Here is a 20,688-nt window from a genome sequence, read left to right on the forward strand (position 1 = left end):
TCCACACCTACAATCACCACCGCGGACACACCGCACTCGGCGGCCGCCCACCCGCCAGCCGTGTCCACAACCTCACGAGTGAGTACAGCTAGGCCCGGCCGGGGCACCCGGCGCGGACGTGGAGCGGGCCGTCCGCGAACTGGCCCGGCTGGTCGCGGACGGCGGGATCGTCGCGGCCGGCGCGGGCGTCGACCTCGGCGCCGGTTTCCGCTCCGCGCGGCTGGACGGCGCGCACGGCGACCAGCGCGACGCCGTCCTCGCCGCGCTGCGGGTCGTCGGCATCGGCGACGCGCACCGGCTCGGGCAGCGGGCCGGCTTCCTGGTGGCGCTGTTCGGCCCGGCGGTGACGAGGCGGGTCGGCGCCGCCGCCGCGCGGGCTGTGCGGGAGGAGCGGTGGGCGGCGCTGCACCTGGCCTCGGCCGCCAGCGACGTCCTCGGCCCCGAGCAGCTCGAGCGGGTGCTCGCCCTGGAGGCGCCCGACGGCATCGACCTCGTCCCCGACGGCCTCCCCTCGATGCTGGCGCGGTACTTCCGGCAGGTGTTCCAGGACGTGCCCGCGCCGCGCAGGCTCGCGCTCGTCCTGGACCTGTGGGAGCGGGTGCTGGAACGGCGGCACGTCCTCGGCAGGCGGGCGCGGCGGCTGGCGACGCAGAGCCGCCGCGACCGCCTCGACGACCTCCGCCGGCGCCGCCGTCACCACGACGACCAGCGGGTCCTGTTCTGGCTGCGGCTCTCGCTCGGCGACCCCGGCACCGAACCGTCGCTCGCCGACGCCGCGCGGTGGGTGCCGAGCGACGCGTACTGGCGCGACCGGCTCGGCCGCATCGTCCCCGACGCGCTCGGCGTCACGGCCCTGCTGCGGACGGCGGTGGCGGTCGCCGACCACGGATGGGCGGACGGCCTGGACCGTTCGGCGCCGCTCCTGCGCGCGGCCGCGGCCCAACTCGGGGACGAGGCGGCGGTGCTGGCGGCGCGGCGCGTCCCGGGGCTGACCGGGCTGCCGGCCCGGCCCGGCTCCTACGTGCGGGACATCGTCCGCAGGCTCGCCAAGGGGCGGCCGGCGGACGCCAAGCTCATCGGCTACGTCCGGCCGCGGCTGGCCTGCGCCCGCGACTTCGCGCTCCTGATCGTCGAGGACGCCGAGCGGTTGCTGGACGAGGTGTGCGGCGTCCGCGGACCGGCGCCGGTCCCGGACGCCGCGCTGCGCGCGTGGGCGGACACCGGCCTGGCGAACTGGCGCGAGGGCGCCGGATACGGCGCGGCCCGATCACCCGCCGAGTGGCCCGGCATCCCCGCCTGGACGGGCCCCCTGCTGCAGGACGCCGCCCCGCTGCAGCAGCGGATCGCCCCCGCACGGAACCCGGCGGCCGCGGGCGACCCGGCGGCCGTGCGGGGCCCGGCGGCCGTGCGGGATCCGGCGGCTGGGGGCGGCCCGGCGGCTGCGGGGGATCCGGCGGCTGCGGGGGATCCGGCGGCGGTGGAGACGGTCGGTGACCTGCTCTGGTACGCCGACATGATCGACGCCCTGGCGGAGCTGTACGGCCATGAGCGGGCGCGGGCCACCCCGGGCACGGGCCCGCCCTGGTTCGACCACGATCCGCCGCCGGCGCGGGACGCCGAGCCGCTGCGCCCCCGGCTCGACTCGATCACCCTCGCCGTCTCCGGCGCCGCGCAGCTCATCGCGCTCGGCGGCGTCCCGCCCCGGGCGCCGCGCGGCTGGCCCGAGTTCACCGGGGGCCTGATGTCGGCCACCGCGATCGCCGAGGCGCTCACCGGCGAGTTCCCCGTCCCGGCGGCGCTCGCGGCGCTCGACGGGACCGCCGTCCCGGGCGCCGGCGTCCGCCTCAAGGTCGCCCGCGGCCTCCGCGACGTCGCCGAATGGGCCGACTACATGGGCAACTGCATCGCGGGCCCCGCCTACGTCGAGGAGGCCAGGGCCGGCCGCACGGTGCTCACCGGCCTCTACGACAAGGACGGCCTGCTGGTCGCCAACGCCGAGCTGGTGCCGCTGCGGCCCGCGTCGCGCGGCTGGCGCGTCGCCGAGATCGCGGCGCGGTTCAACGAGCTCCCGCCCGAGGACCTGGAGCGGCGGTTCCGCGACTGGGCCGCCGCGATCCCCGGCGCCGCGAAGGGGCGGCCCGTCCTGGCGGTCCCGGACGAGACGCCGTTCGCCCGGCCCGCGCGCCGCCGCCCCGCGCCCCGCCTCGTCGAGGAGACCGGCCCGGTGCTCGGCCCGCTCGCCCGCCGCGCCTGGGACGGCGCCGCCCCTGCGGTCCTCGGCGCGTTCGCCGCCGTGGCCGCGACCCCGCCGGACGCCGCGCTCGCCCGGCTGCGCCGCCTCGGCGGCGCGCAGCTGGCGGGGGCGGTCCGCCGCGCGCTCGACGACGGCGCCGCGGACCTCGCCGGGCTGTGGGCGGCCACCGCGCACCGCCCGCTCGCGTCCGCGCTCGACGCGCTGGATCCCGCCCTCCGCGACCGCTTCGACCAGCTCCCGCTCCTCCTCGGCGAGCCGCCGCTGCCGAAGGCGCTGCGCAGGCTCGTCGCGGACCCGGCCATCGCCGGCGCCTACGCCGCCGACCTCATGGCGCGCCGCGTCCGCCGGGCGATCGGCGTGCTCGCCGTCCGCGACGACCCGGTGATCGCGCACGCCCTGGCCAAGCCGTCGACCGAGCCGCTCCTGTGCGCGCTCGCCGCCGCCACGGCGTGCGGCGCTCCCGGCGCCGGCCTCGCGCCCGTGGCGCCGCCGCGCACCGTCACGGTCCCGGGCTACCCGGCCACGACGCTCGACGACGAGGACGGCCCCTGGCAGCGCGCCCTGCCCGCCGCCCGGGAGCTCGGCGCCGACACCTCCGTGTTCTGGGACGAGATCGCCGAGCACGGCCTGCGCGTCCCCGCGTCCTGGCTCGCGCACGGCGGCTGGCCGGCGCTGTGGTCGCGCGCCCACACCCGCCGCCGCTGATGGTCACGGCCGGCGGAAGATCGTGATGGAGTGGCCGACCTCGTCGACCGGCTCGCTGGAGGCGATCAGCGGGGTGAGCCGCGGGTCGTCCTTGGCGATCCAGCTGTCGGACACCACGAGCAGGCCGCGCACCCGGTCCGGGGGCACGGTGAGCGGGTCGGCCGCGCGGATGCCGTAGTAGGACGGGACGCCGCTGCCCTTGTAGGCGAGCCAGACCCGCTCACCGGGGTAGCGGTCGCGGAGGCGGTCGGCGAGCCGCCCCAGGTCCTGGCCCCAGTCGACGTTGGAATCGTGCAGGTACAGGTGCGTCTTGGACGGCCCGCCGAACGCCTCGTTCGAGTACGGCAGGTAGTACGGGAAGGCCCGCAGCGAGCTGACCGCGACGAACAGCACCAGCGTCCCGACGACGATTCGCGCCCACCGCCATCGGACGAGCACCGTCCCGGCCGCCGCCACCGCCAGGAACATCGGAAGGAAGATCGCATACCGGACGCCGAGATCGCGGGCCCCGGTCATCGCGACCGCCAGCAGCACGGCCGCGGGCGCGAGGACGTACGGCGCGGCGGGACGCAGCCGGGGCAGCGCCGCCATCGCGGCGGCACCGGCCGCCCACAGCGCGAGCATCCCCAGGGGCGTCTTCACCAGCAGCGCGGCGGGCAGGTAGTACCAGCGCGAACCCCGGTAGGTGTCGCCGAACAGGAAGCTCGTCCATGTCAGGTCCTCGAAGCCGAACTGGACGCGCACCCCGTCCCGGAACGGCCTCGGGAACGGCAGCAGGTCGACGAGGAGCCCCCGCGCCCCGCCGATCGCCGGGACGCCGGCGGGCGTCGCCCAGCGCAGGCGCGGATCGACGGCCAGGTACGCCGCCCACACCACCCCGGCGGCCAGGACGCCGGCGCCCACCGCCGGGAGCAGGGCGGCGGCGACGGGCCGGCGGGCACCGCGCGACCGGCGGGACGACCGGCACGACACCGCGACCAGCGCCAGCAGCACCGGCACGGCGGGCAGCGCGCTCATCTTCGTCGCCAGCGCCGCGCCGAGCGCCAGCCCGGTGAGCGGGACGTAGAGCCGCGGCCGCCGCCGCGCCCGCCACGCGAACCACACCGACGTCAGCAGGAACCCGGCCGTGGGCACGTCGAGCGTCGCGAGCGAGCCGTGCGCGATGACGTCGGGGGAGAACGCGTAGAGGGCGAGCGCCGCCACGCCGCCGGCCGGCCCGGCGAGGTCGCGCGCGAACGCGAAGACGACCAGCCCGAACAGCAGCGTCAGGACGATGACCGGCAGCCGCGCGGCCAGCAGCACGCGCTGCGCGTCGTTGCCCGACGCGTACAGCAGGTGCGGTCCGACGTCCAGCTGGGTTCCGGCGAAGGAGGCGTCCAGGCGGGCGCCTCCGAGCACCGCGCCGGCCCCGATGAGGATCTTGCCGAGCGGCGGATGCTCCGGGTTGTACCGCAGATCGTGGTCGCGCAGGTAGGTGACGCCCGTGCCGATGTACACGGGCTCGTCGATGGTCGGGGACTGGGCGACGGCCGTGGTGAGCATCGCGAACGCCATCTGCGCCAGCAGCGCCGCCACGACGGCGGCCAGCGGCCAGCGCCGGTTCCGGAGCAGAGCCCGGAACCGGCCCGCCCGTGCCCCGCCGGCCCGTGCCCCGCCGGCCCGTGCCTCGCCGGGCGGTGCCGCCGGCTCCCCGACCGCGGTCATCAGCCGAAGGCGGTGAGGAAGCGGTCGCGGAACGCGCTCATCGGCCACACCGGGGAATTCTTGCCGGGGCGCAGGCCGTCCTGCCAGTTCCAGCCCGAGATCCTGTCGATGACGGCCTGGTCCTTGGCGACGATCGTGATGGGCACGTCGCGGCTCGCGCCCGCACCCGTGATGAGCGGCGCGGGCTGGTGGTCGCCGAGGAAGATGAGCACCGTCTTGTCATTCCCATATGTCTCCAGGTACGACACGAGCGTGTTCAGCGTGTACTCGATCGACTTGCGGTACTCGGTGCGGATCTGGCCGCCGACCGGCCACGGCGCGTCGTAGCCCTTGCCCATCCCGTTGAAGACCGAGCCGTCCCCGACCCTGTCCCACGGGACGAGCCGCGGAATGGACGCCCACGGCGCGTGGCTGGACACCAGCGCCGTCTCCGCCATCACCGGCGGACGGTCCTTCTTCGCCAGCTCGGTGCGCTGCAGTGTCGACAGCGTGTACTGGTCCGGCATGGTCGCGAAGCTGAACCGGGGGCCGCGATACCCGAGGTTCCGGTCGTCGTACACCATGTCGTACCCGTAGAAATCCCCCTCCGGCCAGGCCCGCGTGATCGCCGGCATCAGCGCCACCGTCCGCGCGTCCGCCTTGTGGAACGCCCCGTTCAGCGTCAGCCGGTCGCTGTTGACGAGCGTCCGGTACCGCTGCTGGTTATTGATCCACAGCCCGGACAGCAGCGTCGCGTGCGCGAGCCAGCTGCCGCCGCCCGCCGTGGACGAGGTGAGCCATCCGCTGCGCGCGGCGAACCCGGCCTCGCGGAGCCGCTGCGACCCCCGGTCCAGGACCGCGTCGACCCGCGGCGCGTACTGCGGGCTCTCCACCGCCGAACGCCCGTAGCTCTCCACGAACGCCAGCAGGACGTCCTTGCCGCGCAGCCCCGTCAGCAGCCTGTCGCCCGGCGTGTCCCGGAACCTGTCGACGGCGGCGGCCTTCGCGAACTCCGCACGGTCGTTCAGGCTCGCCCGCACCGCCAGCGCGTGGTCGTAGGCGAGCACGGCAGCGCTCCGGGACGCGACCGGCACGCCGTGGACGAGCTGCGCGCCGAGCACGGCGCACACGACCCAGGCCGTCCCGAGCACCCCCGCCGCCCGCGCCGCCGCCCGGTCGTGCCGGACGATCACGCGGCTGAGGCGCAGCGCCGACAGCGACATCAGCGCGATCACCCCGGCCGCCAGCACGACGGTGAGGACCACGGCCGTGACGGCCCCGGCCCGCCCGGCGGACTCGTCCACGAACTCCACGGCCGGCCGCAGCAGCGGCCAGTCGAGCACCAGGTCGAACGGCCGGACGAGCACGGCGTCGAACCCGATGTCCAGCGCCTTCAGCACGAACAGCAGGCCGAGAACGGCCCCGGCCGTCCCCGCCGCGTACCGTCTCGCCCGCCCCGGGACCACGAGGATCAGCGCGACGCCGAGGACGCCTTCGACGGGGATGCGTGCGAACGCCCCCGGAGTCAGCCGGGCGAACTCGGACGGCGTGACGAGCGCGAACAGCACGAGCAGGAACGCCGCGCCGGTCACCGCCCGCGCCGCGACCCGCCTGCGCCGCCCGCCGCCCGCGCCCCGCACGTCGTCGTCTGTCGCCTCTGGTTCGTCTGTCACCCGCTCCGCGCGGCTATCGGTGGTCAGCTCGTCCTCCCGGGGCTCGGTCCGCCGCCGCTCACGCGACAACCACAGCACGTCCGCCCGCCGCCCGCCGGTTCAACCGCTTCGCCGATGAGATCGGCGGGGTACGCCGGTCTGAGAATTCGTCCCGCCGGGATGTCGAGGATCCGGGCGCGGCTCCGATCCCTACATGAGCGGCGCCACTGGGGCGCCACAAGAGGAGGTACGGACATGAGCAAGGTCACCTGCGACATCGGCATCTCCGTGGACGGCTTCGTCGCCGGCCCGGACCAGCGGCTGGAGGAGCCGCTCGGCGAGGGCGCCGAGCGGCTGCACCGGTGGATGTTCGAGCAGCGCGAGGCCAACGCCGCGGCCATCGAGAAGATCACGGATGCGGGCGCCTTCATCATGGGCCGCAACATGTTCGGCCCGGTGCGCGGCGCCTGGGACGGCTCGGACTGGACCGGCTGGTGGGGCGAGGAGCCGCCCTACCACGCGCCCGTGTTCGTGCTGACCCACCACGACCGGGAGCCGATCACGATGAAGGGCGGGACCACGTTCCACTTCGTCACCGACGGCATCGAGCCGGCCATGGCGCGGGCGCGGGAGGCGGCGGGCGCCGCGGACATCGCGGTCGCGGGCGGCGCACAGACGGTGAACCAGTACCTCGCCGCCGGGCTGATCGACGAGCTCCGGCTGCACATCGCGCCGATCGTCCTCGGCGCGGGGGAGCGGCTGTTCGCGGACGTCGGCGACCTCGGCCTCGAACCGGTCGCGGTCTCCCACACCGACCTCGTCACCCACATCACCTACCGGGTCGGCCGGTAACGGCTCGGGTCCCGGCTGCTGGACACCGCCCGGATCACCCCGAGGAGGCGGGCGACCTCGGCGGCGGCCGCGTCCCGGCCCGCCGCGATATAGCGGCGCGGGTCCACCAGGGCGGGGTCGGCGCCGAGCCGGTCCCGGACGGCGCCGGTGTAGACCCTGTTCAGGTGCGTCGCGATGTTGATCTTCACCATGCCGTGCGCGACGGCCGCGGCGAGCGCGCCGTCGGGCACGCCGGACGAGCCGTGCAGCACCAGCGGGACCGGGACGGCCGCCGCGAGCCGGGCGACGAGCGGCAGGTCCAGGACGGCGTCGCGGGTGAGCATCGCGTGCGAGGTGCCGACCGCGACGGCCAGCGCGTCCACGCCCGTGGCGGCCACATAGCCGGCGGCGTCGGCGGGGTCGGTGCGGGCGTGCGGGGCGTGCACGCCGTCCTTGCCGCCGATCTCCCCGAGCTCCGCCTCCACCCAGACGCCGTCCGCGTGGCAGCGGGCGGTGACCCCGGCGGTCGCCGCCACGTTCGCGTCGTGCGGCAGCCCGGACGCGTCGAACATCACCGACCCGAACCCGAGGGCGACGGCCTCCCGGACGAGGCCGGGCGACGTCGCGTGGTCCAGGTGCGCGACGACCGGCACGGCGGCGGCGCGCGCGACCGCCAGCACCGCCTGCCCGATCGGCGCGAGCGCGCCGTGGTAGGCGGCGCAGTTCTCGCTGACCTGGAGCACCACGGGCGTCCCGGCCCGCTCCGCGCCCGCGACGATCGCCTCGGCGTGCTCGACCTGGATCACGTTGAACGCCCCGAGGCCGTGCCCGGGCGCGGGGACGGCGTCAGCCATGGGCACGAGCGGCATGGTTCTCCTCGGTCCGGAGGGCGACGCGCGCGAGGAGCGCGGGGAGGGCGGCGGCGTCGATCTCGCCGGCCACGGGGGAGCGGACCGCGCAGGCCGCCAGCGCGACCGCGCGGCGGAGCCGGTCCGGCCACGGCAGGCCGTCGGCCAGGCCCGCCGCCAGCCCGGCGACGAGCGCGTCGCCCGCGCCCGTCGGGTTGCCGGGCAGCGGGCGGTCGAGGGCGGCGCGCAGGACGCCGTCCGGGGTGCCGGCGAGCACGCCGTCCGGACCCAGCGAGGCGACCACGGCGTCCGCGCCCGCCGCGCGGAGCGCCCGGATCCCGGCGGCCGTGTCGCCGGTCCCGCTCGCGCGGGTCAGTTCCCCGGCGTTGGGTTTCGCGATGTCGGGACGTCCGGCGACGCCGAGCCGCAGCGCCTCGCCGTCGGCGTCCAGGATCACGGGGCCGGGGGCGCGCCGGGCCAGCTCGGCGTAGGCGTCCGGCGGGACGCCCGGAGGCAGGCTCCCGGACAGGACGACCACGGCGGCCTCCCCGGCGAGGGCCTCGTAGCGGCCGAGGAACGCGTCCCACTCCGCAGGCGTCACGGCAGGGCCCGGTTCGCAGAACATCGTGACCTCGGGGCCGACGATCGTGACCGTCCGGCGCGACTCCTCGGCCACCGGGCTGAACGACGCGGGGACGCCGAGGTCGGCGAGCCCCTCCTCGATCCGCCGGCCCGCCGCGCCGCCGGCCAGCCCGGCGGCGACCACGTCGTGGCCGAGGCCGTGCAGCACCCGCGCGACGTTGACGCCCTTGCCCCCTGGCCGCCGGTGCACCGCCGCGACCCGGTTGACCTCGCCGAACCGCGCGTCCGGTACCTCGTAGGTGTCGTCGAGCGCCGCGTTGAGCGTGACGGTGACGATCACGCGCCGGCGTCCAGGATCACCGAGCGGGTGAGGTGCCGGGGCCGGTCGGGGTCCAGGCCCGCCGCCTCCGCGCGCGCCACCGCGAGCCGCTGCGCCCGGACCAGGTCGGCGAGCGGGTCGGCGGCGGACGCGCGCAGCGTCCCGCCGGTCGCCGCGACCTGCTCGGCGAGGCCCCCGGGCAGTCCGCCGAACATCCACACCGCCCGGCCCGGTCCGGTGATGCTGATCGGGCCGTGCCGGTACTCCATCGCCGGGTACGCCTCCGTCCAGGCGCCCGCCGCCTCGCGCATCTTCAGCGCGGCCTCCCGCGCGATCCCGACCGTCCAGCCGCGGCCGAGGAAGGTGATCTGCTCCGCCGCCAGCAGCTCCGCCGGCGGCGGGTCCGCCAGGGCCGCTTCGGCGTCGGCGATCGCGGCCGTCAGGTCCTCGCCGAGATGGGCGCGCAGCAGCGCCAGCTGGGTGGTGGCGAACCGGGTCTGCACGACCGACTCCTCGTCGGCGAACTCCAGCGCGATGACCCGCCCGGCGCTCGCGGAGACGGGCGTGTCCGGATCGGCGGTGATCGCGGTGGTCGGCACGGTCCCGCCGAGCCGGTCCAGGACGTCCAGGACCTCGGTCGTCGTCCCGGACCGGGTCAGCGCCAGCACCCGGTCGTAGCGGCGGCCGCCCGGCATCTCCGAGGCGGCGAACGCGTCGGTCTCGCCGTGCCCGGCGGCCTCCCGCAGCGCCGCGTACGCCTGCGCCATGAACAGCGAGGTGCCGCACCCGACGACCGCCACCCGCTCGCCGCGGGCCGGAAGCGCGTCCCGGACCCGTGCCGCCAGCGCGGCGGCCCGCTCCCAGCACGCCGGCTGCGCGGCGATCTCGGACGTGATGCGGTGGCCGGCCATGCAAGCTCCTGACGTCCAGTGACCCGTTTCGAGCACGAGTGAGCACTATGATTCAGACTCTATGCTTGCATCTGCGTGAAAGTGAAGCAAAAGATGCAGGAATCACCATCTAGGGACACGGTCGGACGACTCGCGGGGAGCGCGCACCGCCCCGCACCGCCCCGCACCGCCCCGCGCCGGCGTAAGACGGCCGAAGGCCCGCGCCGGCGGCATGCCCGGCGCGGGCCTTCGCGGTGGTCACCAGCCCTGGAGGCCGGCGCCGTAGGGGTAGAGCGGGTCGCCGTGATCGGTGGGCGGGGGCTGGCCCGCGTCGATGCGGGCGCGGATGTCGGCCCGTTCGGCGGCGGTCGCGCCGAGGTCGTAGGGGAGGTTCCAGTCCTCGACGGCGTCCTCGGGCCGGTCGATGCCGCCCGGCTTGAGGATCTGGTCGACGCTGCGCGGAAGCTGCCACGGCAGCCGCCCGCGCGGCGCGTAGTCGCCGAAGAGCAGGCTCGCCGTCGCGGGCCCGACCTCCTCACCGCCCCGGTAGGTCAGCACGATGGCGTCCGCCAGGCCGTTCCACTCGCTGATGACGGTCGGGCGCGGCAGATCCATCACCACGACCACCGGTACGCCCTGGTCGTGGAACTGCCTGATGACGGCGAGTTGATCGGGCGGCAGGTAGGGCTGCTCGTTCACCCAGGCCGTCCGGTGCGTGTACGACGGCTCGCCCACCGCGACGACGGCGAGGTCGGGGGAGGGGGCGCTGTCCTGGTGGACGGTCACGCCCGCCTGCGCCGCCCGCGCCTTGATCGCGTCCAGCAGCGTGAGCGAGCCGTAGTTCGAATGGAAGTAGCTCGTCCAGATGCAGCACGCGCTGCCGTCGGCGGCGCGCGGACCCGCCACCACGATGTCGTCTCCCTCCTTGAGCTTGATCGGCAGGACGCCGCCGTTCTTCAGCACGGTGATCGACTCGCGCGCCGCCTGGTTCGCCAGCGCCGTGTAGGACGGCTGGTGGAACCGGTACGGCCCGTTCACCGGGTCGCCGTACGGGTGGTCGAAGACGCCCAACGTGAACTTCAGCCGCAGCACGCGGCTGACCGCGTCGTCGATCCGGCCGATCGGGACCTGCGCGATGAAACCGGCCATCGAGAACCCGGACGCGCCCGGGTCGGCGCCGCCCATCACGTCCGACCCGGCGTTGGCCGCGCTCACCCACGCGCTCGACGGCAGCCAGTCGGTCGTGATCAGCCCCGTGTAGCCGAGGTCCTCGCGCAGGTACCGCAGGATCGGCGCGCTGTTGCCCGCGCCCGGCCCGCCCGGGTCGAGGTAGGAGCTGCCCGCGTACCCGGGCATGATGTTCACCGCGCCCGCGTCGAGCGCCGCCCGCCACGGGATCATGTGGTACTTGATCGTCACCGCGTCGTAGGTGATGCCGGCCTCGCCGCCGGCGCCCTCGCCCGGCCAGTGCTTGACGGTCGCGAGGACGGAGCCGGGGTTCAGCTCCGGGCCGCCCTGCAGCCCCGCCACCAGCGCCCGCACCTGGGCGGCGGCCACCTGGGCGTTCTCGCCGTTGCCCTCCTGGATGCGGGGGTACAGGACCTTCGTGCCGACCTCCGCGAGCGGCCCGAGGACGCCGCGCGCCCCGACCTCCAGCTCTTCGCGCCGCTGCATGTCGCCGAGCTTGTAGTCGAGCGGGTAGTCCTTCGCCGCGGCCAGGGCGCTCTGCAGGGGATAGGTCGTCTCGTAGCCGGCGATCGTGTCGCCCGCCGACACCGGCGGGATGCCGAGCCGGGTGCCCGCCGCGCTCCGCAGCACAGTGTGCAGGTCGGCCGCCTGCGCGGGCCCGAAGTGCCAGCCCGACGCGGCGTACGCCTGCGCGTTGTAGAACATCTGGTACGCCTTCTCCTCGGTGGTCATCCGGCCGAGAAGGTCGTCCACGCGGTCCTCGACGGGCCGCCGCCAGTCCTCGTAGGGTTCGATCGAGCCGTTCTTGTTGAGGTCGCGGGCGCCGTTGACCACGGTGACGCCGTCGTCCACGGTCTCGATCTCGGGCAGGTAGACGCTGAACGTGCGGATGTTCGACGTGGTCCGCGCGCCGGAGCCGCTCACCGCGACGACGTACCACCTGTACGTCCACCGGTCGCTGATGTCCCACGACGGCGTGTAACTCGTCCCGGACGTCTCGGCGACCTTGGTGTAGAGGCCCAGCAGCGGACCGGACGCGGTGAAGTCGTAGTCGGTGCGGCTGACGTTGATCCACACCTCGTAGCGCGCGGTGCCGGAGACGCCCGCCCACGACAGCGCGGGCCGCCGGGTGCTGGTGACCATCGCGTGGTCGGCGGGCGCCGACAACGCGAACCGGCCGGTCGTCCCCGGCGCCTTGCTGGGCGGGGACAGCAGCGGGGGAGTGGCGGACGAGGAGTCGACGCCGCCGAAGACCTGGAACTCCCAGAGCGAGTACCCGTACCCGGTCGCGCGCTTCGTCCCGGTGAACCGGATATAACGTCCCTTCCCGGTCACGTCGAGTGTCTCGGTGCCTCCCTTGCCGGTGGTCGTGGAGTAGATCGTCGTCCAGGCCGACCCGTCGGCGGAGACCTCGAGGCGGTAGCCGGTCGCGTAGGCCGACTCCCAGTCGAGCGTCACGCCGGTGATCGTGGCGGTACCGCCCAGATCGACCCGCAGCCACTGGTCGTCGCCGAACTCGCTCGACCAGCGGGTGGTGGTGCGGCCGTCCAGCGCCGCCGCCGGGGCGTTGCCGCCCTCCCAGGACGAGGCCGCCACCTGCTTGAACGCCGAGATCGGCGTCGTGCCGGGCGGCGGCGGCTCGGTGCCGGTGTCGCCGTACACCGAGAACTCCCACAGGGAGTACCCGTAGCCGGTCGCGCGGGCCGTCCCGTACATGCGGATGTAGCGGCCGTTACCGGAGACGTCCAGGGTCTGGGTGCCGCCGGTGCCGGTCGTGGTGGAGTAGACGGTGGTCCAGGCGGAGCCGTCGCCGGAGACCTGGATCTGGAAGGCGGTCCCGTAGGCCGCCTCCCAGTTCAGGACGACCTGGCTGATGCTCCTGCTCTCGCCCAGGTCGATCCGCACCCACTGCGGATCACCGAAGGTGCTGGACCAGCGCGTGCCGGTGTCGCCGTCCACCACCGCGGTCGCGGGGAAGGCGGCGCTCTCGGTGGACGACGCCGTCGCGGGCTTGTTCAGCGACAGCAGCGTCGCCGCGTGCGCGGTGCGTCCGGGGACGGCCAGGAGTGCGGCGAGCACGACCAGGACCGCCAGGACGCTCGTGAACCGCCGGGGTGCGGTCATCGGAACCTCCGGCTACCAGCCGACGGCGACGAGCAGGTACTGCGGGTCGCCGTGGGACACGAAGGAGGACTGGTCGGCGTAGTCGTCGTACGGGAAGCCGTACGCGCGGTGATCGATCCCGTGGTCGTGCCAGAACTTGGCGTAGTAGTTCGCGGGCGCCGCCCGGTAGAACAGCGACGGGTCGGACCACTGCGACTGCGGCAGCTGCGCCACGTGCCGGTTGATCGCCGAGCACTTGGCGGCGTCCTCCCGGAGCGGCCCCGCGCAGCCGGTGACCTCCTGGGTCGTGGCGGTGACGCCGACGGACGAGGCGTAGCCGGCGAAGTAGTCCGCGTGCGCGCCGCCAGGCTGGAACACCGGCGCGTTGCCGGGCGACGGGATCCGGTACGGGGCTTCGACGGTGGCGAGGGAGTCGAACTCGGCCGGGACCTCGTCGGCGAACCGCTGGAAGGTGGCCGCGCGGTCCTCGGCGAAGGTGGCCCGGTCCTCGCCGACGGACACGTCGTACCCGTCGTGCGCGTGCAGCCGCAGGGCGAGCTTGAGCCCGAACCCGTCGACCCTCGTGGTGTTGCCGTTGAAGACGTCGGCGCCGACCGTGAACTCGATGAAGTCCTGGTAGCGGCTGCTCGGGGAGCCCAGGTAGAAGTACATCCGGCCGGCCGAGTTGACCGGCATGTCCAGGTAGGGCTGCTCGGCGATGGAGTGCGTCTGGCCGTTGAAACTCCAGTACACCTGGCTGTCGGGGTACTTCCCGTTCGTCCGGTTGAGGACCTTCACGGTGAGGATGTTCTGCGCCGGCGGGATGGTCGACGTGTCGCCCCAGAAGTCGTCGTCCGTCGGCGGCGTGGTCGACCCCGTCGTGTGCACGGCCATCCCGAACAGGGAGTAGCCCCACTGGGTGGCGCGGGCCGTCCCGTACATGCGGACGTAGCGGCCGGTGCCGGTGACGTTGAGGGTCTGGTTCCCGCCGCTCGCGTTCGCGGTGGAGTAGATGGTCGTCCAGTTGGCGGCGTTGTCGGAGACCTGGAGTTGGAAGGCGGTGCCGTAGGCGGCCTCCCAGTTGAGGGCGACCTGGCAGACGTCCTGGCTGGTGCCGAGGTCGACCTGTAGCCATTGCGGGTCGCTGAACGCGCTGGACCAGCGGGTTCCGGGGTTTCCGTCGACGGCTGCGGAGGCGGGGAAGGAGGCGTTCTCGGTGGACGAGGCGGTCGCCGGGCGGTTCAGCGCAGCGTCCGACGTGCCGCACGCGGCGGCGTTCGCCGGGGCGGTCAGCACCAGGGAGGCGGGGAGGAGGAGCAGCAGGGAGGTCATCGCGGCGGGGAGCTTCATGGACATCTCCACAGTGAGGGGGTGGGTTCCCTGCGGGCCCGCCCGACCGCGGGCCCGCAGGGATGGTCGGCCGCGGATCAGGGGAAGCTGACCACGTTGGCCGGGACGGTGTCCGTGCCGGACGCCTCCGGGCCGGTGTCGTTGATGACGTGCCGGATCGTTCCGTTGCCGCCCAGCGACACCGTCAGCACGTCGTGGAACCGTACGCCCGAGCGGTTCGGCACCTCGAAGCCGCGCGCGGCCACGATCGACGGGTTGACGTTGAAGTAGCAGTAGCTGCCGAGGCCCCAGCCCTCGTGGGTGGTGACCGAGTCGGCGACCTTGTAGGCGGCGTAGCCGTCCGTGGAGTCGCTCCGCCACGCGGACTGGCTCGGCGGGTCGTACGGCATCTCGTTCTGGAAGAAGATCGTCTTGCCGCCGTTGCCGTTCCACACCACCTGGTACTTCTGGTAGTGCTCGACGAACAGCCCGTACGCGGTGACGTCGTCGCCGTTGACGATCACGCCGTTGTCGGCGGTGTTGACCGTCCAGCCGACCCCGGACCCGTGGTCGGCGCGCCACGCCCAGATGTGGTCGAGGATCGCGTCGTCGCTGTTGACGACCAGGCTCTTGGACGCCTTGCCGGGCCCGGCGCCGCCGATCCGGAAGAAGACGTCCTGCACGGACGTGGGGTCGCCCGCGTGGTCGGCGCCCGCGCCGTCCGGCCCGAGCCGCAGCAGCACCGGCGAGTTGACCGGCCCGGCGTCGAACAGCATCCCGGCCAGCTTGACGCCGTTGACGTCGGCGACCGTCATCGCGGTGACGCCGTTGTCGGGGATGAGCGTCGGATACCCGATGCCCAGCACGACGGTGTCGGGCCGCGTCACGTTGATCGTCTGGCCCAGGTGGTAGATGCCGGGAGTGAACAGCAGGTTGAGGCCCTGGCCCAGCGCCGTGTTGATGGTGGCCGCCGAGTCGCCGGGCTTGGCGACGTAGAACTGCGACAGCGGGACGGACGAGCCGGGCGTCGAGCCGCCGGACCAGGTCGTCCCGTGCGAGTCGCGCCGCAGCGCCGGGACGAACACCCGGTAGGCCCCGCCCGAGTCGACGTACAGGTACGGCTTCTCGCGCGTCACCGGGCTCGTGCCGAGCGTCGTGTACGGCGGGTTCGGGAAGCCCTGCGCGGGGGCGCCGTCGACGCCGGAGAACACCATGTTCCAGACGCCGTTGAGGTTGCCGCCGATCTGGCTGTCCCGCGTCAGCCACTGCTGCTGCGAGTACGGCTGCACCTGCCCGTCGACCTTGGAGTCGGCGATGTAGCCGCCGCTCGCCCAGCCGTAGCCGCTGGGCGCGAGGTTCAGGTCGCCGCGCACGTGGATGCGCCGGAACGGCGCCGCCTGCGACACCGCCCACCGGTCCGCACCGCCGGACGGGCTGATCGACAGGTTCTCGGCGGACCGCCAGAAGTTCTGCGTGGCGTTGCCGCCGAACCAGCCCGCGTCCACCGTGACGCCGCCGTTGATGGTGACGTCGTCGGGGTTGCGGCCGAGGCCGGCGATCGAGGTGTAGAACCCGATGTTCGCGTTGACGTTGTAGCTGCCGGGCTTGAACAGCAGCGCGTACCGGGCCGTTCCGAACTGGTTGCTCTCCTGCTCGCGGAACACCGCGTCGAGCCTGCCCTGGACGTCGGACGCGTTCATCGACGGGTCGAACACGATCACGTTCGGCCCGAGGTCGCCGCCGCCGGGCAGCGTGCCGCCGCCCCCGGATCCGGTGTGCACGGCCATCCCGAAGAGGGAGTAGCCCCACTGGGTGGCGCGGGCCGTCCCGTACATCCGGATGTAGCGGCCGGTACCGGTCACGGCGAGGGTCTGCTCGCCGCCCGTGCCGGCCGAGGTCGAGTAGATGGTCGTCCAGTTGGCGGCGTTGTCGGAGACCTGGATCTGGAACGCCGTGCCGTAGGCGGCCTCCCAGTTGAGGGCGACCTGACAGACGTCCTGTTGGGAGCCGAGGTCGACTTGCAGCCATTGCGGGTCGCTGAACGTGCTGGACCAGCGGGTTCCGGCGTTGCCGTCGACGGCTGCGGAGGCGGGGAAGGAGGCGTTCTCGGTGGACGAGGCGGTCGCCGGGCGGTTCAGCGCCGCGTCCGACGACCCGCAGGCCGCCGCGGCGGCGCGTCCGGCGGGGACGGCGAGCGCGGCGGCGAGCACGAGCGCGAACAGGGCCGCCGGCCAGGCTCTTCTGGGCGGCGCATGGGGCGGGACGGGATGCATGCGCATCTCCTTCGGGGTGGGGGTGGTGTGCGGGGACCCCTGGCGAGTTATTTCACAGCATGATTTAAAGCGTGGATTATGTAGCCGTCAAGGGCGCGGGGGCCGCCGGCCGCTCGCGTTGAACTCCGTCCCGGCCGGGCGCGTACCCCCACGCGAAGATCGACGCCTCCCGGGAGGGTTCATGAGCGTGAGGAACAGCCGGCTGCGCACCGCGGTCACGACGACCGCGGCGGCCGCCGGATCCGCCGGGCTCCTCGCCGGCGCGCTGTACGTGGTCCATGCCGAGTCCGGCTCCGGGGCCGCGCCGGGCGGCCGGCAGGCGAGCCTCGCCGGCGACGCGCAGGCCGGGCGCCAGGCCGCCGGACCGGCCACCGAGCAGGTCACCGGGCAGGCCGCCGCCACGGCCAACCGGCTCACCGGCCGCCTCGGCGACCGCACGACCGGCGCCTACATCGACTCCGCGGGACGGCCCGTCGTCACGGTCACCAACGAGACCGACGCCGCCACCGTCCGCGCGGCGGGCGCCGTCCCGAAGATGACGCGGCGGAGCCCGGCCGAGCTGCGCAGGGTCACCGCCGCCCTGCGCAGTTCCTTCGCCGACATCCCCGGCACCGGCTGGGCCGTCGACCCGGCCACCTCGAAGGTCACCATCTGGACGGACGGCTCGGTCACCGGTGCCCGGATGGCCGCCGTCCGGCGCACCGCCCGGCAGCAGGGCACGGCCGTCCGGATGGTGCGCTTCCCCGGCCGGCTGCACACCCTCGCCCTCGGCGGCGACCCGATCTTCGGGCAGGGCGCCCGCTGCTCGCTGGGCTTCAACGTCGAGCGCGGGCAGCAGGACTTCTTCCTCACCGCCGGGCACTGCGGCAACGCCGTCCGGGACTGGACCGCCGACCCGCAGGGAGGGCAGCCCCTCGGCAGCACCGTGCAGAGCAGCTTCCCCGGCAACGACTTCGCGCTCGTCCAGGTCGACGAGGGTGCCGCGGGCGCGGGGGCCGTCAACCTCTACAACGGCCGCGCGGTGGACATCACGCGGGCCGGCGAGGCCGTGGTGGGGCAGCGCGTCGCCCGCAGCGGCAGCACCACCGGCGTCCACACCGGCCGCGTCCTCGCCACGGGCGCCACGGTGAACTTCGCCGAGGGAACCGTCACCGGCATGATCCAGACGGACGTGTGCGCGGAGCCCGGCGACAGCGGGGGCCCACTCTTCGCCGGCGACACCGCCCTCGGCCTCACCTCCGGTGGCTCGGGCGACTGCCGCACCGGCGGCGTCACCTTCTTCCAGCCGGTGACCGAGGCCCTCCGGGCGTTCGGCGCCGAGGTGAGCTGACGCGCCGAGGCGTCACGCGCCGGGCACGGCCGCCAGCCCGCCGTACGCGGACACCTCCGCCGGGCCGGGCGCGGGCGGGTCATCGGGACCGCGGCGCCACCGCGACACCAGGACCACCCCCGGCTCGACGAGGTCGAGCCCGGTGAAGACGAGCCGCTCGAACTCGGCGGCGGTCCGGGGCCGGGTGCGGACGCCGTCGTCGCGGTACCCGGCCGACGCGGGCCGCAGCCGCGGCTCGTGCTCCGGAGTCACATGGGTGGCGAGCACGTAGCTGCCAGGCGGCAGCGCCCCGACGAACGCCCGGACGATCTCCTCCGGCCCCTCGTCGTCGGGGATGAAGTGCAGGATGGCGCTCAGCAGCAGCGCGATCGGCTGCTCGAAGTCCAGCACGTCGCGGACGAGCCGGCTGCCGATGATGGCGCCCGGCTCGCGGATGTCGGCGTCCAGGTACCCGACCTTCCCCCGCGGATCGGACACCATCAGCGCCCGCGCGTGCGCCAGCACGATCGGGTCGTTGTCGACATAGGCGACGCGCGCCTCCGGCGCGATGCCCTGGACGACCTCGTGCACGTTCGGCGACGTCGGAATGCCCGTGCCGATGTCGAGGAATTGCCGTATTCCGGCCTCCGCGGCAAGAAACCGGACACCGCGCAGCAGGAACCTGCGGTTCTCCTGGGCGCCCACGCGGATGGCCGGAAACGCCTCCTCGATCTTCCCTGCGGCGATCCGGTCGGCGGCGAAGTTGTCCTTTCCGCCGAGCAGGTAATCGTAGACCCGCGCGGACGACGGATGCGCGGCGTCGACGAGCGGGCGTGCGGCCTCGGGCGGTGTCACGTCGCTGGACCTCCAAGCTCCTGGCGCCGGCAAGGATCGGTAGTTTAGTTTAACGGGACACCCGCCCGGCCATTCGCTTTCCGTAATCAAGTGATCGAGGACCGTGATGAGGATCGTCATAGCCAGCGCCTCGGGGCGGCTCGCCCGCGCGACCGCCGAATACGCGCTGGAAAAGGTGTCGCCCGATGACGTGATCCTCGTCAGCAGGAATGTCGGCGCGCTGGCCGATTTCGCGGACCGGGGCGTGACCGTCCGCTACGGCGACTACGACCGCCCGGAGTCGCTGCCCGCCGCGTTCGAGGGCGCCGACCGGCTCCTGCTGATCAGCCTGCACGAGCTCGGCCACCGCGTCACCCAGCACGAGAACGCCGTCAACGCGGCGAAGGCGGCGGGCGTGCGGCACATCGTCTACACCTCCTACATCATGGTCGACCCGGCCTGCCCGTCCACGGTCGTCCCCGACCACCTGCGCACCCACGAGCTGCTGGAGAACTCCGGCCTCGACGTCACCTACCTCCGCAACGGCCTGTACGCGGAGACGCCGGTCACCCAGATCCTGCCGCCGGCGATCGAGCGCGGGGTCCTGGTCGACAACACCGACCACGCCCGCGGCGCCTTCGTCCACCGCGACGACTGCGCCGCCGTCGCCGCCGCGGTGCTGACCTCGTCCGGCCACGAGGGCAGGACCTACGACGTCACCGGCCCCGAACTGCTCAGCTTCGCCGACATCACCGCCCGGGCGGCCGAGGTCTCCGGCCGCCCGGTCGCCTACCAGAGCGTGGACGACACGTCCTTCGACGCGGGCCTGCGCGAGGCCGGCGTGCCCGACGACGTCCGCGGCATGATCGTGTCCGTCGGCGTCGCCCTCCGCGCCGGCTGGGGCGAGCCCCTCACCGACACGGTCGAACGCCTGACCGGCCGCCCGCCCCGCCCGATCACCGACCTGATGGAGCGGCACCGCGCTCTCCTGACCGGCGCCGAAACCCCCTGACCGCAAACGGCCTGCCCACCGCGTTGACCGGCGGCCCACAGGCGAGCACGATTTCCTCCACTAAAGGGGGGAATCATGAGACAAGCCGTCTTATTGCTATTGGCCGGTGGACTTCTCCTGGGCGCCTGCGACGCGAAGGTGGACCCACCCGAGGTCGCGGCGTCCAGCACACCCACCACTACGCCCACCAGCGCGTCCCCGCAGCCCGCGACCACCCCAACGGTCGAGAGGCGCACAGTAACAACGACGCGCAAGATCCCGTTCAAGACCAGAAAAGTGAATGATCCAGCGCTCGCCGCCGGCAAGACCAAGATCCGCAGGCGCGGCGCCACGGGCGTCAAGACCCTGACCTACGCGGTCACTTACACCGACGGTGCGGAAACGTCCCGGAAACTGGTCAGCGAGAAGGTCACGAGAGCACCCGTCGCCCGCGTCATCGCCGTAGGCACCAAGCGCGCCCGCCAATGCGACCCGAACTACAGCGGCGCCTGCGTCCCGATCACGAGCGACGTCGACTGCGCGGGCGGCAGCGGCGACGGCCCCGGCTACGTCCAGGGCCCGGTCAGAGTCATCGGCAGCGACATCTACGACCTGGACAGAGACGGCGACGGCACAGCCTGCGACACCTGACCGATCAAGCCAAGAGGCAGAGGACCCCCCGGCCAGAAAGGGGGCAAGGGGCGGAGCCCCAAAAAAACAGCGGCGAAGCAGATGGGAAAGGTGAGCGGACACCCGAGCCGGGAGGGGGGCGTGGGGGGGGGGGGCCCCCCCCGCGGGGGGGCGGGGGGGGGGCGCCGGGGGCCAAGGAGAGGGTGGGGCGGGGCCGCCGCGGCCGGGCCCCCGCCCCCCCACCCCCCGGGGGGGGTAATGGGGGTT

14 protein-coding genes are annotated in these 20,688 nt (G+C 74.1%); 5 read left to right on the plus strand and 9 right to left on the minus strand.

Annotated features, from left to right (window positions below):
* Window positions 1-118: 118 nt before the first annotated feature.
* Complete coding sequence (locus ABZ806_RS42020; RefSeq protein WP_500224675.1) at window positions 119-2,959, plus strand: hypothetical protein; 2,841 nt, start codon at window positions 119-121, stop codon at window positions 2,957-2,959.
* A 3-nt stretch (window positions 2,960-2,962) separates the two neighbouring features.
* Here the strand turns inward: ABZ806_RS42020 and ABZ806_RS42025 are convergent, their stop codons facing one another.
* Both ABZ806_RS42025 and ABZ806_RS42030 read right to left on the minus strand, forming a co-directional pair.
* Window positions 2,963-4,663 (minus strand): glycosyltransferase family 39 protein, encoded by a 1,701-nt coding sequence (locus tag ABZ806_RS42025; protein ID WP_500224678.1) that lies wholly within the window; start codon window positions 4,661-4,663, stop codon window positions 2,963-2,965.
* Window positions 4,663-6,315, minus strand: coding sequence for an alkaline phosphatase family protein (locus tag ABZ806_RS42030; protein WP_500224682.1), 1,653 nt, complete (start codon window positions 6,313-6,315; stop codon window positions 4,663-4,665). The genes ABZ806_RS42025 and ABZ806_RS42030 overlap by 1 nt, the downstream gene beginning before the upstream one ends.
* A gap of 234 nt (window positions 6,316-6,549) precedes the next feature.
* On the opposite strand from ABZ806_RS42030, the gene ABZ806_RS42035 reads away from it, so the two are divergent.
* Window positions 6,550-7,146, plus strand: coding sequence for a dihydrofolate reductase family protein (locus tag ABZ806_RS42035; RefSeq protein ID WP_500224686.1), 597 nt, complete (start codon window positions 6,550-6,552; stop codon window positions 7,144-7,146).
* On the opposite strand, the gene ABZ806_RS42040 is transcribed toward ABZ806_RS42035, so the two are convergent.
* From ABZ806_RS42040 to ABZ806_RS42065, 6 genes are all read right to left on the minus strand, one after another.
* Window positions 7,128-7,994, minus strand: coding sequence for a class II fructose-bisphosphate aldolase (locus tag ABZ806_RS42040; RefSeq protein WP_500224689.1), 867 nt, complete (start codon window positions 7,992-7,994; stop codon window positions 7,128-7,130). The two genes, ABZ806_RS42035 and ABZ806_RS42040, sit on opposite strands and share 19 nt — an antisense overlap.
* Window positions 7,972-8,895: a 1-phosphofructokinase family hexose kinase gene (locus tag ABZ806_RS42045; RefSeq protein WP_500224694.1), complete on the minus strand. Its 924-nt coding sequence runs from the start codon at window positions 8,893-8,895 to the stop codon at window positions 7,972-7,974. The genes ABZ806_RS42040 and ABZ806_RS42045 overlap by 23 nt, the downstream gene beginning before the upstream one ends.
* Window positions 8,892-9,785 (minus strand): SIS domain-containing protein, encoded by an 894-nt coding sequence (locus tag ABZ806_RS42050; protein WP_500224698.1) that lies wholly within the window; start codon window positions 9,783-9,785, stop codon window positions 8,892-8,894. The genes ABZ806_RS42045 and ABZ806_RS42050 overlap by 4 nt, the downstream gene beginning before the upstream one ends.
* Before the next feature lie 237 nt (window positions 9,786-10,022).
* Window positions 10,023-13,076 carry a discoidin domain-containing protein gene (locus ABZ806_RS42055; protein WP_500224704.1) on the minus strand — a complete coding sequence of 1,018 codons (3,054 nt, stop codon included), beginning with the start codon at window positions 13,074-13,076 and terminating at the stop codon, window positions 10,023-10,025.
* 12 nt (window positions 13,077-13,088) lie between these two features.
* Complete coding sequence (locus ABZ806_RS42060) at window positions 13,089-14,405, minus strand: beta-1,3-glucanase family protein (protein WP_500224706.1); 1,317 nt, start codon at window positions 14,403-14,405, stop codon at window positions 13,089-13,091.
* 77 nt (window positions 14,406-14,482) lie between these two features.
* Window positions 14,483-16,657, minus strand: a complete 2,175-nt coding sequence (locus ABZ806_RS42065; protein WP_500224708.1) for a pectate lyase-like domain-containing protein — start codon at window positions 16,655-16,657, stop codon at window positions 14,483-14,485.
* Between the two features lie 181 nt (window positions 16,658-16,838).
* On the opposite strand from ABZ806_RS42065, the gene ABZ806_RS42070 reads away from it, so the two are divergent.
* Window positions 16,839-17,987, plus strand: coding sequence for a S1 family peptidase (locus tag ABZ806_RS42070; protein ID WP_500224710.1), 1,149 nt, complete (start codon window positions 16,839-16,841; stop codon window positions 17,985-17,987).
* 12 nt (window positions 17,988-17,999) lie between these two features.
* Here ABZ806_RS42070 and ABZ806_RS42075 read toward each other — a convergent pair whose 3' ends face one another.
* Window positions 18,000-18,821 carry an SAM-dependent methyltransferase gene (locus ABZ806_RS42075; protein WP_500224714.1) on the minus strand — a complete coding sequence of 274 codons (822 nt, stop codon included), beginning with the start codon at window positions 18,819-18,821 and terminating at the stop codon, window positions 18,000-18,002.
* Window positions 18,822-18,927: 106 nt separating this feature from the next.
* Here ABZ806_RS42075 and ABZ806_RS42080 point away from each other — a divergent pair, with 106 nt between their 5' ends.
* The gene (locus ABZ806_RS42080; protein ID WP_500224717.1) at window positions 18,928-19,812 is read left to right on the plus strand and encodes an SDR family oxidoreductase; all 885 of its coding nucleotides are present in this window, start codon (window positions 18,928-18,930) and stop codon (window positions 19,810-19,812) included.
* 75 nt (window positions 19,813-19,887) lie between these two features.
* Window positions 19,888-20,442, plus strand: a complete 555-nt coding sequence (locus ABZ806_RS42085) for a G5 domain-containing protein (protein ID WP_500224721.1) — start codon at window positions 19,888-19,890, stop codon at window positions 20,440-20,442.
* Window positions 20,443-20,688 lie beyond the last annotated feature (246 nt).

The sequence above is a fragment of the Spirillospora sp. NPDC047418 genome, assembly GCF_040643275.1.
In the GTDB taxonomy this organism is placed as follows: domain Bacteria; phylum Actinomycetota; class Actinomycetes; order Streptosporangiales; family Streptosporangiaceae; genus Spirillospora.

Excerpts from the sequence above, each read along its gene's own strand:
- ABZ806_RS42060 (WP_500224706.1), bottom strand. The coding sequence starts at position 14,405 with ATGAAGCTCCCCGCCGCGATGACCTCCCTGCTGCTCCTCCTCCCCGCC.
- ABZ806_RS42085 (WP_500224721.1), top strand. The coding sequence starts at position 19,888 with ATGAGACAAGCCGTCTTATTGCTATTGGCCGGTGGACTTCTCCTGGGC.
- ABZ806_RS42065 (WP_500224708.1), bottom strand. The coding sequence starts at position 16,657 with ATGCATCCCGTCCCGCCCCATGCGCCGCCCAGAAGAGCCTGGCCGGCG.
- ABZ806_RS42055 (WP_500224704.1), bottom strand. The coding sequence starts at position 13,076 with ATGACCGCACCCCGGCGGTTCACGAGCGTCCTGGCGGTCCTGGTCGTG.
- ABZ806_RS42025 (WP_500224678.1), bottom strand. The coding sequence starts at position 4,663 with ATGACCGCGGTCGGGGAGCCGGCGGCACCGCCCGGCGAGGCACGGGCC.
- ABZ806_RS42040 (WP_500224689.1), bottom strand. The coding sequence starts at position 7,994 with ATGCCGCTCGTGCCCATGGCTGACGCCGTCCCCGCGCCCGGGCACGGC.
- ABZ806_RS42050 (WP_500224698.1), bottom strand. The coding sequence starts at position 9,785 with ATGGCCGGCCACCGCATCACGTCCGAGATCGCCGCGCAGCCGGCGTGC.
- ABZ806_RS42080 (WP_500224717.1), top strand. The coding sequence starts at position 18,928 with ATGAGGATCGTCATAGCCAGCGCCTCGGGGCGGCTCGCCCGCGCGACC.
- ABZ806_RS42035 (WP_500224686.1), top strand. The coding sequence starts at position 6,550 with ATGAGCAAGGTCACCTGCGACATCGGCATCTCCGTGGACGGCTTCGTC.
- ABZ806_RS42070 (WP_500224710.1), top strand. The coding sequence starts at position 16,839 with ATGAGCGTGAGGAACAGCCGGCTGCGCACCGCGGTCACGACGACCGCG.